Here is a 12,924-nt window from a genome sequence, read left to right as displayed (position 1 = left end):
ATAACTTTTTTGTTGAAAAAACTGAATTAATACCAACTTAATCATGATTAGTGAAGCCCGATTAATTTGCAACTGATTTAGGATTGCTATAGTTTCGCGACATATCCCTTCAATTAGCATCCGAACAGCTAAAGCTCTTTTTAGTTCTCTTGGGTCGGGATTGCCGGCAATAAAATTTTCGAGTTCTAATAAAGCTTGGGCTTCATCTTCTTTGAATTTGTCTGACGATTTCTCTCGGGACATCTCAACTCCTACTTAGGTTTACATCCTCATTATACATTATTTATGATTTACAAATCATTTGCGATCGCTATATCTACTTTGAAAATGTAATTGTTGGTTTCCTTGGGCAATCCCAGTAGTTCTACGGAGTCGGTAAACTGAGTATTTTCAGCATAGTAAGCTAGTTGTTTTTTCTGACAAGTATTAACGTAAGTAATCCCCTCTACTTGTTTAGCTTTATTTATAAATTTCAACATACCCCCCATAGATATAGTAGCGAGAATACCTATAATTATGATAACGACTAACAACTCTACTAGAGTAAAACCTGAGTTTTGCTTGCGAGAAAGCCGAGAAAAAATTCTTAATATATATTCCATTTTACCTTAATTAAACAGTAAAATTAACTAGGCACAAAGAGTTCCTACTGGAAGCCCATGTTCGTAGTAGGAACTTTTTCAGCCTTATAGATATTGGTGTTTATCCTGATTGACTAACAACCATAAGAATGTTAACCGCGACAAGATGAAGGTAAAATTACTGCCAAAACCATCGCCAACGGTAACACTTTGTGTCATAACTCAACCAAACAGACTGGCCCCATACATTGCTACCACCATATCTCCATTGACAAAGCTTATTCGCATCAGGAGGTGTAGGCATACATAGTCTTCCCTGTGCTCGCCAATAATTACAATTGTCTCCTGTCGAAAGGCGACCTAGGTATTCATCTTTTGTAAACCACCCAGCCGATGCAGGCTGAGTGTGAGAAAAAAGAACTACACTACCAACTAAGGCAGCCATCGCTATTTTACTAAATTGCGCTGGTTTTATCATCAATTATGGTCTCCTATTTAAACAATTAAGCTTTGAACACTTTATATTAATATTATTCAACTAAAATTTTAGAAATGCCAATTACAATATGTCAGAATAAGTAACTAATTTAGTCAGCCCAAATATCAGCAAATGTCATCTACTGTTGCTAATGTCATCCAATGTCAGATATTTGTGATAACATGATATAAATCCTTGACAAATTAAAGCAATGGACTTAAAAGATATATTGCAGTTTACAGATAGTCTATGTTTTTCAGAGACGGGTAAGCATATAGATCGCCTGCAAGAGAGCATTTTGAAAGGAACCTTGGATGGTCAAAAATATAGCGAGATTGCCGAAGACGAACATTGTACCGAAGGCCATGTCAGAAATGTCGCCTCGGAATTATGGCAAATTATTTCCAATGCTTTAGGTCAAGAAGTTAATAAATCTAATTTGAAACGTACGTTGCAAAGGTCTTATTTATCTATTAGTTCATCACCTTTTACAAAGGTTAGTAATATTAATTTTTGCACTGGTAACATACAAGGCTCAGAAGTTATGAATAATCGATCGCCCGCATCTCCCCCAAACCTGCAACAAACCCCAACTCAATCCCATCTAGACTTAAGCGACGCACCCAAAATCTTCACCTTCTACGATCGCACCACCTCTCTCACCACCCTCAAACAGTGGATTTTACACGAAAACACCCGCCTACTCGCCATACACGGCATAGTCGGCATTGGGAAAACAGCACTCGCCGCCCAACTTGTCGAACAAATCAAACATGAATTTGATTTCATCATCTGGCGAAGTCTCGCCACATCTCCACCACTGCGAATACTTCAAACCAGTATCATTCAATCTTTCCGTAGGGGCTGTGCCCCCGTGTCCGCCCCAAATGCCGACGGCGTGCCCGCCCCAGAGGAAGGGGCGATCGCAGGGGGATTGTCCCTACTGGACTACTTGCAAAAATACCGCTGTCTGCTGATACTCGATGACGTACAAATGGTAAATAGCAGCGGACAACTCGCTGGCAATTACCAACTTGGATATGAAGATTACGGCACACTATTCAGACAGGTAGGAGAATTATCTCACAATAGTTGTTTAGTGTTGATCTGTTCGGAAAAGCCCAGAGAAATCGCCGCATTAGAAGGCAAAAACCAGCCAATTCGCTCATTACAACTGAATGGTTTAGGTGCTGAAGCGGGGGAAATTATCAGAGAAAAAGGTTTAGCTGAACATGAAAAATGGTCAGAACTAATTGAACAATACAGCGGCAATCCCTTGTGGTTAAAAATAGTTGCTACAATGATTCAAGATTTATTTAACGGCAGCCTATCGGAATTTTTGTCGGATGATACACTATTTTTAGGTGATTTAGAATCTTTACTGCATCAGCCATTTAATCGCTTATCCGAGTCAGAAAAACAGGTAATGTCATGGCTAGCGAGTGAAACCGCGCCAGTTTCCCTCTCAAAAGTGCCAGAGAATCTGCAATTATCTCGATCGCAATTTTTGAAAGTTATGCAATCCTTGGGGCGGCGTTCATTAGTTGAAAAAATCCAGGAGGGCGATCGCACATTTTTTACCCTTGCACCCGTACTAAAAGAGTATGTCAAAACTAACTATTCCCGCCCAAACATAGAAAAAGAAGCCCGATCGCCCTTTTAGTAAAATTGGGGTTTTAGCCGTTCGCACTTAAATTTGATAGAATTAGGTATCTGCCAAACATCTGAACGATCGCTCAATGCACGTTATCAGCCGCAAAAAATTAAGAGACTACTGCCAAAATCATGCTGATTCCTGCGAAGCCCTCGATGATTGGTACAAGATTGCTAGTCAAGCCAACTGGATTAAACTTATTGAAGTTCAAACTATTTATCCTCAAGCTGAAGCAGTTGGAAATTTTACAATTTTCAATATCAAAGGAAATAATTATCGCTTAATCGTAAGTCTTAACTATCAAAAGCAGATTGTTTATATCAAGTACATTTTGACTAATGCAGAATATGACAAAGAAAACTGGAAAAATGACCCTTACTTTTGACTCCGACAGGTACAGCAGCCTGCTATCTCAATATCAACCTCGAATTATCAAAAATGAAGATGAAAACGAGACTTTTTTAGAAATAGTTGAAGACTTGCTCTCTCGGAAAAATCTAAGTCCCGAAGAAGATACTCTCTTAGAACTTTTAGTCAAACTAATTGAGGACTATGAAGAAATTCACTATCAACTGAATGCTTCAAGTCCCCACTCAAGACTTCTTAATTTAATGGATGCTAGAAGTTTAGAACTAGCAGATTTAGTAGAAATTCTTGGCACAGTTGAGACGGCAACTGAAATCGTTAACGGTCAGCTAGAAATTAGCAAAAAACAAGCTGAGGCTTTGGGAATTTTTTTTCATGTAAATCCGGGTTTGTTTCTGTTTGATTAATCGTAAACCATTATATAATACGTTGAAACTTGTTACGATCGCCCTTTATCCCCCTATCATGCTTCAAATCCGCCGTCGTCCCCCCAGCACATCAGTCTCCGTACTCTACCTCAGCTACCAAATCGCCGTACCCGACGCCGAACCCCAGCACATCCTCGAAGAAATCGTCTGGCAAAAAGAAGCTGAAGTGGCCCAAAAGCGCGATCGCACCCCGTTATCCGAACTTCACAAAAAACTCCCCTTCGCACCGCCTACTCGCGACTTTCTTGCCGCCCTTAAAAACGGCCAAACCACACCCGCTATCATCGCCGAAGTCAAAAAAGCTTCCCCCAGCAAAGGCGTAATTCGCGAAGATTTCGACCCAGTGGCGATCGCCCTAGCTTACCAACAAAACGGCGCTAGCTGCATCTCCGTACTCACCGATGAAAAGTTCTTTCAAGGCAGCTTTGAAAACCTAGCTAAAATCCGTGCCGCCGTCGATTTACCCCTGCTTTGCAAAGAGTTTATTATCTATCCCTACCAAATCTATCTCGCCCGGATTCACGGCGCTGATGCTGTTTTGTTAATCGCCGCCATTCTATCTGACAAAGATTTACAATATTTTGTCAAAATTGTCAAGACTTTGGGCCTGACAGCTTTAATAGAAGTTCACACTCTCGAAGAACTCGATCGAGTATTAACCTTAGAAGGCGTCAACCTGATCGGTATCAACAACCGCAACCTAGCAGACTTTTCCGTCAGCCTAGAAACCACCAGCCAACTATTAGCCTCCCGCCAAACCGAAATCCAAGCAAAAGGCATCCTCATCGTCAGCGAGTCAGGAATCCACACTCCCGACGACCTAACTCAACTTGCCAGCGCCGGAGCAGAAGCCGTCCTCATCGGCGAATCTCTGGTCAAACAGCCCGATCCAGGCGTCGCTTTAGCCTCCCTTGTGGAAGCGCATCCGGGTCTGTGAAAGGCGAGACCGCTTGACAAGCAACCCTTAATTCTGATAAAAAGTGATTAAGTAGGTAAATAATGAGAATTTCTAGCCTGCATCGACTCAAGCGCTACTGTAAAAAAGAAATAGCACTCAAAGCTACATTGCATAGAAATATTTTGCCAGAAAGCAATTAAATCTATTCTGTAAGCCTGTCGATCGCAAGATTTAGCGTGTCCAACGCACCCAGCCCCGAATATTCGATCGGCAAAGCAGGGGTTTTTGTACGGTGAGAAAACAAATAAACAATCGGGCATCTAATGTTCACCTGTGATGCCTCATGCAATTGCAATGGGGTGTCGGTTCGCTGAGGTATGTTAGCTTTCATGGAGCCAATCCCCCTTCCTTCGTACATTCATTATGAATTGCTACTTCAATTGTTAGAACGCAAAACGATGTTTGCTGTCAGTCCACAATCGCCGCAGCAGCAACAAGTTCACCAACTTATTATTACCCTGCGCAAAGCCCTTGCCATTCAAAAGCAATTAGAACAAAGCTGCGAGCGATCGAACTTAGCGGTAGAACATCGCTGGTCTCTAAATGAAATTAACCACAAGGGAGTTAAAAGTTAAAAAACTTAGAGTAGCGACGTGACGTATCGTATTTGATTTATTCTATATAACTCCCACAGGAAAAGTTAGGACAATATCATGGACAACAAATTAATGCTGATGATTCCCGGCCCGACGCCGGTGCCGGAAGCGGCATTGTTAGCGATGGCAAAACACCCGATGGGTCACCGCAGCAAGGAATTTGACGCGATTTTTGCAGAATGTACCGAAAATCTCAAATGGTTGCACCAAACCAGCAGCGACGTGCTGAGTTTAACCGTTTCCGGTACCGGGGCGATGGAAGCAGGGATAATTAATTTCCTGAGTGGGGGCGATCGAGTTTTAGTCGGTACTAACGGCAAATTTGGTGAACGTTGGGCTGAAGTTGCCGAAGCTTACGGTTTAAACGCCGAAATTATTAAAGCTGAGTGGGGCCAACCTTTAAACCCCGAACACTTCCGCGAAAAACTCGAAGCAGATACAGAGAAGCAAATCAAAGCTGTCATCATCACCCACTCAGAAACCTCCACCGGCGTCCTCAACGACCTCGAAACCATCAACCGCCACGTTAAAGCCCACGGTGAAGCTTTAATTATGGTCGATGCTGTCACTAGCTTAGGCGCTGTGAATATTCCGATGGACGCTTGGGGCATCGATGTCATTGCTTCAGGTTCTCAGAAAGCTTACATGATTCCCCCGGGTTTGGGTTTTGTGGCCGTCAGTCCCAAAGCTTGGGAAGCTTACAAAACTGCGAAACTGCCCCGCTATTATTTAGATTTGGGCAAATACCGCAAAGAAGCTGCCAAAAATACCACTCCTTTTACTCCGCCGGTCAATATGTTTTTTGCGCTGCAAGTAACATTGCAGATGATGAAAGCCGAAGGATTAGAAAACGTTTTCGCCCGGCACAAACGGTTGATGACAATTACTCGCGCTGCTGTAAAAGCTTTAGGTTTGCCCTTGTTTGCCGCTGACGATGCCGCCAGCCCTGCGATTACCTCGGTTATGACACCCGAATCGGTAGATGCTCAAAAAGTGCGGACGTTGATGAGAAAAAGATTTGACATTGCTCTGGCCGACGGACAAGACCATTTGAAAGGTAAAATCTTCCGAATCGGCCATTTGGGCTTTGTGTCCGATCGCGATATCCTAGCAGCAATTTCCTCTTTAGAGGCGGTTTTGCGAGAATTGGGCCATGAAGGCTATACTCCTGGTGCCGGCGTTGCCGCTGCTGCCAAATTCTTGGCTGAATCCTAATCTCAGTTGTTAAAGGATTTTGGATTTTGGATTCTCTCTAAAATCTAAAATCCTTTTAATATGCTTCGGATAACCAATCAAAGATTTTATCCAACTGTTCGAGAGTGACTAAACCGTATTGCCACAGAACCATCGGCAAGGAATTCGGGTCTTTATCGCGCTGGCGCTGTTTGTCACCGCCACGTTCGGCGACAGCAATTGACGCGGGAGAAATTGCCAAATCTTCTTGTAAAAATCGAATTAATCGAGTGTATGTAGCGGATGCCATCTGATTTCACCTCTAAGTATAGGACACCATTTTCTAATGGGAACCTGATGTTTTGTGATTAGTAATAAGCCAGTTTTAAATCTGTCTTGTAACCGTCGATAACTGTTTTAACAGTATTGGCAGTTGAAACTGCCAAATGTAATGCTGAGTGCGACTATAAAGCCAACCTTTTCCAAAAAGCTAAAGGTTTTGCACTTTTGCTGCTGCCAGCGCGATCGAATCTAAACTGAATACCTCGGCATCTTTGCAGCGCGAATCGGAATAAATTCTGCTACCTAAAACTAATAAACCAGGTTCAGAGTTTAACTTCATCTGCCCAAATGCAGAATCCGCAAATCTACTTCCGAAACATTGGTTAGATATTTCGATTCAACCCCAACCTGCTACCAGAAGTTAACTTTGCCAAATAACTTGGCTTGTAGCATTTTACTTCCGATAGGTTTAGTAGATTTAGCTCGAAGTTCAGAAGTCCCAGAGAATTTCTTTTCGTCCAGCTACCTCTTGAGGCTGAGTATCGTCTCTCAGGATTGGTAACGAATCGCTGACTCGTCTCATACCCGCGACCAACTATCTACAGCTTCCGCAAACAAGCTCAACTCCAGACTGGCTGAGATCGACATCGTAGCAAATCTGTTGGTGTTTGTATTGAATTTTACATTAAAATTTTAACAAATTTAATCAATATTTGTAAAGTTTCTAAATTTTATCGGGTATTCCGAAGGCAGGCGGATCTCTGGGGGATGGAAACCGGGGGATTGTGTTGGCGTGCAGGTTTTACTAGAACAACAGTTTGGACATTTTTTGATTGCCAACCGGAGAATAAGGGTTTCAGACTACAACCTCAAAACTTAGTTCGCTGAGGCAGGTTGACCTCAGAAACCGGGTTTCTAGGAAATTTAGGGTTGAGTAACGAGAAATATCGCAAGAAACCAGGTTTCTAGCCCCTATACAATCGCCAACTGAAACAATCCGTAGTTTTACTGGAAAAACTCGATTTCAATACGATCGCCCACTTTGACACCGAGTTCAGCAGCTCGCCCGCCCCGGAGTTCAATAACTCGATCGACAACAGTGTTGGGCCCGTAGGTAGGACAAGGATCGGCAGTACAAGGAGGTGCAGAAACTTCGATCGCCTCAACCACCCCATTCCGCAGAAAAATCATATCCAGAGAAATCTTGCAATTTTTCATCCAAAAATTGACCTGCCGCGCCGATTTAAACTCAAACAGCATTCCTCTGTCATCCGGCAAAGAAGTTCTGTACATTAAACCCATAGCCTGTTGTTCGACAGTTTTCGCCACTTCGAGTTCAATCCTCTTCGATGACTCCGCTAACGGGCGATCGGCTATCCGAGCTCTAGCAGAAACAGGCAGCACTTGACCCGATGTTGTCGCCGTCGGAGACTGCGACGCCAAAATACCAGTAGCACCAGTATTAGCAACAGGTAAAGTCGGCGAACATCCCAGCAAAAATAGAATTACCGCAATACTCAGCAAATTACCTAAATAATTCATAATGATTTTAGATTTTAGATTTTAGATTGGGAATTGGCAATTGGACATAGGAACTAACCAACAGTCAACAGTCAACAGTCAACAGTCAACAGTCAACAGTCAACAGTCAACAGTCAACAGACTGCTTCAAGATTCGCGCATCACGTAGCCAACACCGCGCACCGTCTGAATCAAGCGCTTTTCGCCCTCATCTTCAATCTTGAGGCGCAGATAGCGGATGTAAACCTCAATCACATTCGACTCGCCCAAAAAGTCGTAACCCCAAACATTTTCCAGAATTTGTTCCCGAGTCAAAACCTCGCGGGGATGTTCCATCAAATACTTTAGCAGCTCAAATTCCTTCATCGTCAGGTCGATCGCCCGTCCGTTGCGCAGGGCCCGCCTAGAGGCCAAATCCAAAACTAAATCGCCAAACCTCAATTGTTCGTTGCTGGTGTTATCCGGCTGCAAATACAAGCGCACCAACTGCAAAAACTCCTCAGTGCGGTAAGGTTTGAGAAAATAATCATCGGCGCCAGCTTCCAGACAAGCTACGCGATCGTCAACTGTATCGCGACCGACCAATAGCAGCACCGGCACCCGATTGCCAATACTTCTGAGGTAAGAACACAGTGACAGCCCCGACTCAGGACCAAGTATCCGATCGATTACAATCAAAGCTGGCTGCAATTCATGAGCTAAATGTTGGCCTGTGGCGGTATTAGAAGCCACTACCGGTTCGTAGCCGGAGGATTTTAAGTCGAGACTCAAGTGTCCGGCGAGAACTTCGTCTGTTTCAACTAGCAGGACACAGGGATTGCGATCGAGAGTAATTGCAGCCATTGAATTGACCGGTGGAGACCATAACTGTTCTAGCACGTTTGATGGCCGTTGGTTGTTGGCTGTTGACTGTTGGCTGTTGACTGTTGGCTGTTAGCTGTTGTTTTTTGGCCGTTGACTGTTGTTATTTGTTGTTATTAGACTTTTCTCCTAAAAGCAGGATTTGAACAAGCATCCTGCCTGTTCCACGATAATTATGGGAGATGTCTATTCGTTATGGGTTATTTGCGAGTTGCTACCATTACCCATTCCCAATTCTATAAGGCCCCATGCCCCATGCCTCATGCCCAATTCCCAATTTAAATTATGACCATTATCGTATTCGGCAGTATCAACATCGACCTAGCAGCAAAAACTCCCCGGTTGCCGCAGCCAGGGGAAACTATCATCGGTAGCAGTTTTTTCACAGCCGGCGGCGGCAAAGGAGCAAATCAAGCCGTCGCGGCCGCCCGTCTCGGCACTTCCACCCACATCATCGGTCGCGTCGGCAAAGATAAATTTGCTGAAGAATTATTGACAAATCTACAATCTTATGGTGTAAATACAGACAATGTATTAATAGACCCAAACACTCATTCAGGAGTGGCAATTATCGCTGTAGACGAGACAGGTCAAAATAATATTATTGTGATTCCGGGCGCTAATAACAATGTCGCTGAAGCAGATCTAGAACGTCTCAAAAAACTGTTAACAGCAGCTACATCTGTGCTATTACAGTTAGAAATTCCCCTGGAAGTTGTGCAGAAAGCTGCGAAAGCTGCTCGTCAAGCGGGGGTGCGAGTTATTCTCGATCCAGCACCGGCTAGGGCGGATTTGCCACTGGAACTTTATCCGCTAATTGACATTATCACGCCGAATGAAGTGGAAACGGGCCAGTTAGTCGGTTTTCGGGTGAATGACACGGAAACAGCGATTGTAGCGGCCAAACACTTGCAGGAGCGCGGTGTCAAGAATGTTATTGTCAAATTGGGCGATCGCGGGGCTGTTGCTGTTACTGCGGATGAAACGTTTTTTGTACCGGCTTTTGCTGTGGAGGCGATCGACACTGTGGCTGCTGGCGATGCTTTTAACGGCGGGTTGGCCTCCGCATTAGATGCCGGTCTGTCCTTGTCAGAGGCGGTGCGGTGGGGCGCTGCAGCGGGCGCTCTGTGCACAACTAAAGTGGGTGCTCAAGGTGCTATGCCCGATCGGGCAACTTTTGATAAATTTTTGGATAATTTAATTTAAATTTGTAAGGTGCGCCGAAGAGCACCCTACGTTAACTTTTCAAGCGCGCATTACTGGAATTTTCAGGTGGGCATTCCGCACCCTAATTGAACTACTTTTCTGGCCGCTGAATAATTGTTTCAACTACCCGCCGCTTGACTTTGGGATCGATACCAATCAGTCGCACGTATTCGCCGCCATGTTCCGCCAAACAAGTTTCTAAAGATGCAACCACATCTTTTTCCTGTGCACTGTTAATCGTCGCGCAACTTTGCCAAGAACCAGTTTTAAATCGGCGATTATCTGCATATTCCATACCAATTTTGCAGCCTCTTGCTAACAACTGTTTTACTTGTTCTAATACCTCGGAACTCAGTCGCGCTGCATGACCGTTACCACCTTCAGAACTTGGCTCATCGTAAGCCTTATAATATTTGGATGACGGATCGTTTAATTGACTTTGCGTTGGCGCAGCAGCAGGGGCATTGGGGGTTCCTTTAACGTTAAACAGCCGCGATTGGTTGTATTCATCTACTAAGCGCATTTCCTTAATCCGCTTTTGTTGGCCCACCATCAAACTGCCCATTTCTATTAAATGAGCGAGACTGAAATTCGGGTTGTGGAAATCTGGCGCTGCTTCCAAAGTGTTTACCAAACGCTTGGAAACTCGCTCGATTCCTACTTTGTGAATGAATTCGCGGATTTGTTCGTCATAAATGCGCGATCGCAAAGCACTAAAAAAGTCGATCGCCTGATCGGCAAAATTATCCACTAACGCCACAATATCGGTTTTTGACAATTTGTCCGACTCAAAAATTCCCCCGACAATCCCAATTTTATCATCCCGGCTGGGTTCCCAATAAAACTTTTCCATCCGCCCGTCGCGAATCAGCGGCGCGTATAGCGTAGAAAAATCATTTCCAGTGACAATAATCGGCACTCGGTGCAGCGGCGTACTGTCATAACTTCCCGGTAACTGCACGTTAGTTGGATTATCAGCAATATTCATCAGAGTCGCATTGACCATCTGAGTATTGACAGTATATTGAGTAGTAGTATCGAACCTGCCAGCACCAGCATCCAAATCGTTAATAAAGATAGCGCACATCTCGCCGCGCACGCGAATTTGCTCCGCCGCTTCCCGGTAGCGCAAGCGAATTAAACGCGACGGATCTCCTGCATCCGGACTTTCTAATTCCCCACCAGATATCATCACCGGTTCAAAGCCCATCCGCCGAAAAACCAGTTCGGTTTGAAAAGTTTTGCCTTCTCCTTTACGGCCGTGAATTCCCAAAATTAGGGGAACTCTTACCCCGGGCAAATTTAAAAAGTTCTTAGTGACGTGCACCGCAACTTTATCGAGAAAGTTAGGAGAAATGTAATAACTCATCAGTAGATTTGTGAGGGATTAATTGTTGTTACTGTTATGATTTTATGACAAAACTAACAGCCTGCACCGCTAACCTGGATTTTTACCGTACAATCGAGGTCTGCATATTATGTGTTAAGGAGCGATTCGTGAGTCCAGAAACCTTACTAAAAGAACCAACCGTGCAAGCCGAAGCCAGTCCCTTCAGTTCTGAGAGCTTCGACAGCTATGTAATGACAACTTACGGGCGTTTTGCGATCGCCCTAGAACGGGGCCTGGGCTGCCGCGTTTGGGATACCGAGGGCCGCGAATATCTCGATTTTGTGGCTGGTATTGCTACCTGCACTCTGGGACACGCCCACCCGGCAATGATTGCAGCGGTAACTCAGCAAATTCAGACCCTACACCACGTTTCTAACCTTTATTACATCCCCGTACAGGGCGAGCTGGCGAAGTGGCTTGTAGACCATTCTTGCGCGGACAGAGCCTTCTTTTGCAACTCCGGTGCGGAAGCTAATGAAGCAGCAATTAAACTCGCCCGCAAGTACGCGCACGAAAAATTAAATATCTCGAATCCGACCATCATTACCGCTGTTGCGAGTTTCCACGGGCGGACTTTAGCGACAATTACGGCCACGGGACAGCCTAAATACCAAAAGGGTTTTAGTCCCTTAATGCCGGGATTTCACTACGTGCCCTACAACGATATTAGTGCGATCGAAAGTGCGATCGACCAACTCGACAAAGACGAACGCCAAGTAGCAGCAATTATGCTGGAAGCGCTGCAAGGCGAAGGCGGAGTTCGCCCCGGAGATATCGCCTACTTCCAGCGAATTCGGGAAATTTGCGACGAAAAAGGCATTTTGCTCATTCTCGACGAAGTGCAAGTCGGGATGGGACGCAGCGGCAAATACTGGGGCTACGAAAACCTCGGCATTGAACCGGATATCTTTACGTCTGCGAAAGGATTGGGCGGCGGTATCCCGATCGGCGCTATGCTGTGCAAATCTTCCTGCGATGTATTTGAACCGGGAAGCCACGCCAGCACTTTCGGCGGCAATCCTTTTGCTTGCGCTGTAGCTTTGTGCGTTTGCCAAACTTTAGAACGGGAAAACCTTCTGGAAAACGTGCAGCAGCGCGGGGAACAGTTGAAAGCAGGGCTCAACAAGTTGGCGGCCGAATATCCGCATTTAATTGCCGAAGTGCGCGGCTGGGGTTTGATTGTTGGGATGGAATTGCAGGCTGACATCGAACTTACATCCGCTGATATTGTCAAATCTGCCATCGCCGCAGGAGTTTTGTTGGTTCCCGCAGGGCCGAAAGTGCTGAGGTTTGTCCCGCCGCTGATTGTCACTGCCGCTGAAGTCGATCGAGCTCTGCTGGCTGTGGAATCAGCGCTGCGCTCTCAAGCGGTACAGTAAATCTAGTTAGTTGATTTTTGTTAGCTGTAGCGCTGAATCTCGCGCCATATC

Annotated in this window: 15 protein-coding genes and 2 pseudogenes; 8 read left to right on the top strand and 9 right to left on the bottom strand. The window is 44.9% G+C overall.

The window, feature by feature from the left end; genetic code table 11:
- The 3 genes and pseudogenes from E5S67_RS33435 to E5S67_RS34785 all read right to left on the bottom strand — a co-directional run.
- Positions 1-243 (bottom strand): annotated as a pseudogene (locus E5S67_RS33435) (hypothetical protein); the annotation flags it as partial.
- 47 nt (positions 244-290) lie between these two features.
- Positions 291-479: a type IV pilin-like G/H family protein gene (locus E5S67_RS33430; protein WP_246276838.1), complete on the bottom strand. Its 189-nt coding sequence runs from the start codon at positions 477-479 to the stop codon at positions 291-293.
- A gap of 15 nt (positions 480-494) precedes the next feature.
- Positions 495-602: pseudogene (locus E5S67_RS34785) on the bottom strand (prepilin-type N-terminal cleavage/methylation domain-containing protein); the annotation flags it as partial.
- Between the two features lie 668 nt (positions 603-1,270).
- Between E5S67_RS34785 and E5S67_RS17600 the strand changes: the two are divergent.
- The 4 genes from E5S67_RS17600 (at position 1,271) to trpC (ending at position 4,444) form a co-directional block, all read left to right on the top strand.
- Complete coding sequence (locus E5S67_RS17600; protein WP_172189446.1) at positions 1,271-2,722, top strand: helix-turn-helix domain-containing protein; 1,452 nt, start codon at positions 1,271-1,273, stop codon at positions 2,720-2,722.
- 76 nt (positions 2,723-2,798) lie between these two features.
- A complete protein-coding gene (locus E5S67_RS17595) occupies positions 2,799-3,098 on the top strand; it encodes a type II toxin-antitoxin system HigB family toxin (protein WP_172189444.1) in 300 nt (99 codons plus the stop codon).
- Complete coding sequence (locus tag E5S67_RS17590) at positions 3,082-3,486, top strand: helix-turn-helix domain-containing protein (RefSeq protein WP_172189442.1); 405 nt, start codon at positions 3,082-3,084, stop codon at positions 3,484-3,486. Before E5S67_RS17595 ends, E5S67_RS17590 begins: the two co-directional genes overlap by 17 nt.
- 58 nt (positions 3,487-3,544) lie before the next feature.
- Complete coding sequence (trpC, locus tag E5S67_RS17585) at positions 3,545-4,444, top strand: indole-3-glycerol phosphate synthase TrpC (protein WP_172189450.1); 900 nt, start codon at positions 3,545-3,547, stop codon at positions 4,442-4,444.
- Positions 4,445-4,607: 163 nt separating this feature from the next.
- On the opposite strand, the gene E5S67_RS17580 is transcribed toward trpC, so the two are convergent.
- Positions 4,608-4,796 (bottom strand): hypothetical protein, encoded by a 189-nt coding sequence (locus E5S67_RS17580; protein ID WP_172189440.1) that lies wholly within the window; start codon positions 4,794-4,796, stop codon positions 4,608-4,610.
- Here E5S67_RS17580 and E5S67_RS17575 point away from each other — a divergent pair.
- On the top strand, positions 4,795-5,040 hold the full coding sequence (locus E5S67_RS17575; RefSeq protein WP_041623669.1) for a DUF5340 domain-containing protein: 246 nt from the start codon (positions 4,795-4,797) through the stop codon (positions 5,038-5,040). The two genes, E5S67_RS17580 and E5S67_RS17575, sit on opposite strands and share 2 nt — an antisense overlap.
- Positions 5,041-5,118: 78 nt before the next feature.
- Entirely contained in the window at positions 5,119-6,276 is a 1,158-nt protein-coding gene (locus E5S67_RS17570) for a pyridoxal-phosphate-dependent aminotransferase family protein (RefSeq protein ID WP_172189438.1), read from the top strand.
- A 55-nt stretch (positions 6,277-6,331) separates the two neighbouring features.
- Here the strand turns inward: E5S67_RS17570 and E5S67_RS17565 are convergent, their stop codons facing one another.
- From E5S67_RS17565 to nblR, 4 genes are all read right to left on the bottom strand, one after another.
- The gene (locus E5S67_RS17565) at positions 6,332-6,544 is read right to left on the bottom strand and encodes a DUF2949 domain-containing protein (protein ID WP_172189436.1); all 213 of its coding nucleotides are present in this window, start codon (positions 6,542-6,544) and stop codon (positions 6,332-6,334) included.
- A gap of 180 nt (positions 6,545-6,724) precedes the next feature.
- Positions 6,725-6,856 (bottom strand): hypothetical protein, encoded by a 132-nt coding sequence (locus E5S67_RS34055; RefSeq protein WP_281363550.1) that lies wholly within the window; start codon positions 6,854-6,856, stop codon positions 6,725-6,727.
- Positions 6,857-7,521: 665 nt separating this feature from the next.
- On the bottom strand, positions 7,522-8,058 hold the full coding sequence (locus E5S67_RS17560) for a DUF192 domain-containing protein (protein WP_172189434.1): 537 nt from the start codon (positions 8,056-8,058) through the stop codon (positions 7,522-7,524).
- A gap of 126 nt (positions 8,059-8,184) precedes the next feature.
- On the bottom strand, positions 8,185-8,880 hold the full coding sequence (gene nblR, locus E5S67_RS17555; RefSeq protein WP_172189432.1) for a response regulator transcription factor NblR: 696 nt from the start codon (positions 8,878-8,880) through the stop codon (positions 8,185-8,187).
- Between the two features lie 303 nt (positions 8,881-9,183).
- Between nblR and rbsK the strand changes: the two genes are divergently transcribed.
- Complete coding sequence (gene rbsK, locus E5S67_RS17550; RefSeq protein ID WP_172189430.1) at positions 9,184-10,104, top strand: ribokinase; 921 nt, start codon at positions 9,184-9,186, stop codon at positions 10,102-10,104.
- A 91-nt stretch (positions 10,105-10,195) separates the two neighbouring features.
- Here rbsK and E5S67_RS17545 read toward each other — a convergent pair whose 3' ends face one another.
- Positions 10,196-11,473 (bottom strand): RuBisCO small subunit-like domain-containing protein, encoded by a 1,278-nt coding sequence (locus tag E5S67_RS17545; protein WP_172189428.1) that lies wholly within the window; start codon positions 11,471-11,473, stop codon positions 10,196-10,198.
- Between the two features lie 128 nt (positions 11,474-11,601).
- Here E5S67_RS17545 and E5S67_RS17540 point away from each other — a divergent pair, with 128 nt between their 5' ends.
- On the top strand, positions 11,602-12,873 hold the full coding sequence (locus tag E5S67_RS17540; protein WP_172189426.1) for an acetylornithine/succinylornithine family transaminase: 1,272 nt from the start codon (positions 11,602-11,604) through the stop codon (positions 12,871-12,873).
- Positions 12,874-12,924 lie beyond the last annotated feature (51 nt).

The organism is Microcoleus asticus IPMA8 (assembly GCF_013179805.1).
Taxonomy (GTDB): Bacteria; Cyanobacteriota; Cyanobacteriia; order Cyanobacteriales; family Microcoleaceae; genus Microcoleus; species Microcoleus asticus.
This window is presented reverse-complemented; position numbering and strand designations above follow the sequence as displayed.

What these genes read in the sequence shown, in the direction of transcription:
- E5S67_RS17565 (WP_172189436.1), bottom strand. Translation starts at nt 6,544, where the DNA reads ATGGCATCCGCTACATACACTCGATTAATTCGATTTTTACAAGAAGAT.
- E5S67_RS34055 (WP_281363550.1), bottom strand. Translation starts at nt 6,856, where the DNA reads ATGAAGTTAAACTCTGAACCTGGTTTATTAGTTTTAGGTAGCAGAATT.
- E5S67_RS17590 (WP_172189442.1), top strand. Translation starts at nt 3,082, where the DNA reads ATGACCCTTACTTTTGACTCCGACAGGTACAGCAGCCTGCTATCTCAA.
- E5S67_RS17595 (WP_172189444.1), top strand. Translation starts at nt 2,799, where the DNA reads ATGCACGTTATCAGCCGCAAAAAATTAAGAGACTACTGCCAAAATCAT.
- E5S67_RS17600 (WP_172189446.1), top strand. Translation starts at nt 1,271, where the DNA reads ATGGACTTAAAAGATATATTGCAGTTTACAGATAGTCTATGTTTTTCA.
- E5S67_RS33430 (WP_246276838.1), bottom strand. Translation starts at nt 479, where the DNA reads ATGTTGAAATTTATAAATAAAGCTAAACAAGTAGAGGGGATTACTTAC.
- trpC (WP_172189450.1), top strand. Translation starts at nt 3,545, where the DNA reads ATGCTTCAAATCCGCCGTCGTCCCCCCAGCACATCAGTCTCCGTACTC.
- E5S67_RS17575 (WP_041623669.1), top strand. Translation starts at nt 4,795, where the DNA reads ATGGAGCCAATCCCCCTTCCTTCGTACATTCATTATGAATTGCTACTT.
- E5S67_RS17545 (WP_172189428.1), bottom strand. Translation starts at nt 11,473, where the DNA reads ATGAGTTATTACATTTCTCCTAACTTTCTCGATAAAGTTGCGGTGCAC.
- E5S67_RS17580 (WP_172189440.1), bottom strand. Translation starts at nt 4,796, where the DNA reads ATGAAAGCTAACATACCTCAGCGAACCGACACCCCATTGCAATTGCAT.
- E5S67_RS17560 (WP_172189434.1), bottom strand. Translation starts at nt 8,058, where the DNA reads ATGAATTATTTAGGTAATTTGCTGAGTATTGCGGTAATTCTATTTTTG.
- rbsK (WP_172189430.1), top strand. Translation starts at nt 9,184, where the DNA reads ATGACCATTATCGTATTCGGCAGTATCAACATCGACCTAGCAGCAAAA.
- E5S67_RS17570 (WP_172189438.1), top strand. Translation starts at nt 5,119, where the DNA reads ATGGACAACAAATTAATGCTGATGATTCCCGGCCCGACGCCGGTGCCG.
- nblR (WP_172189432.1), bottom strand. Translation starts at nt 8,880, where the DNA reads ATGGCTGCAATTACTCTCGATCGCAATCCCTGTGTCCTGCTAGTTGAA.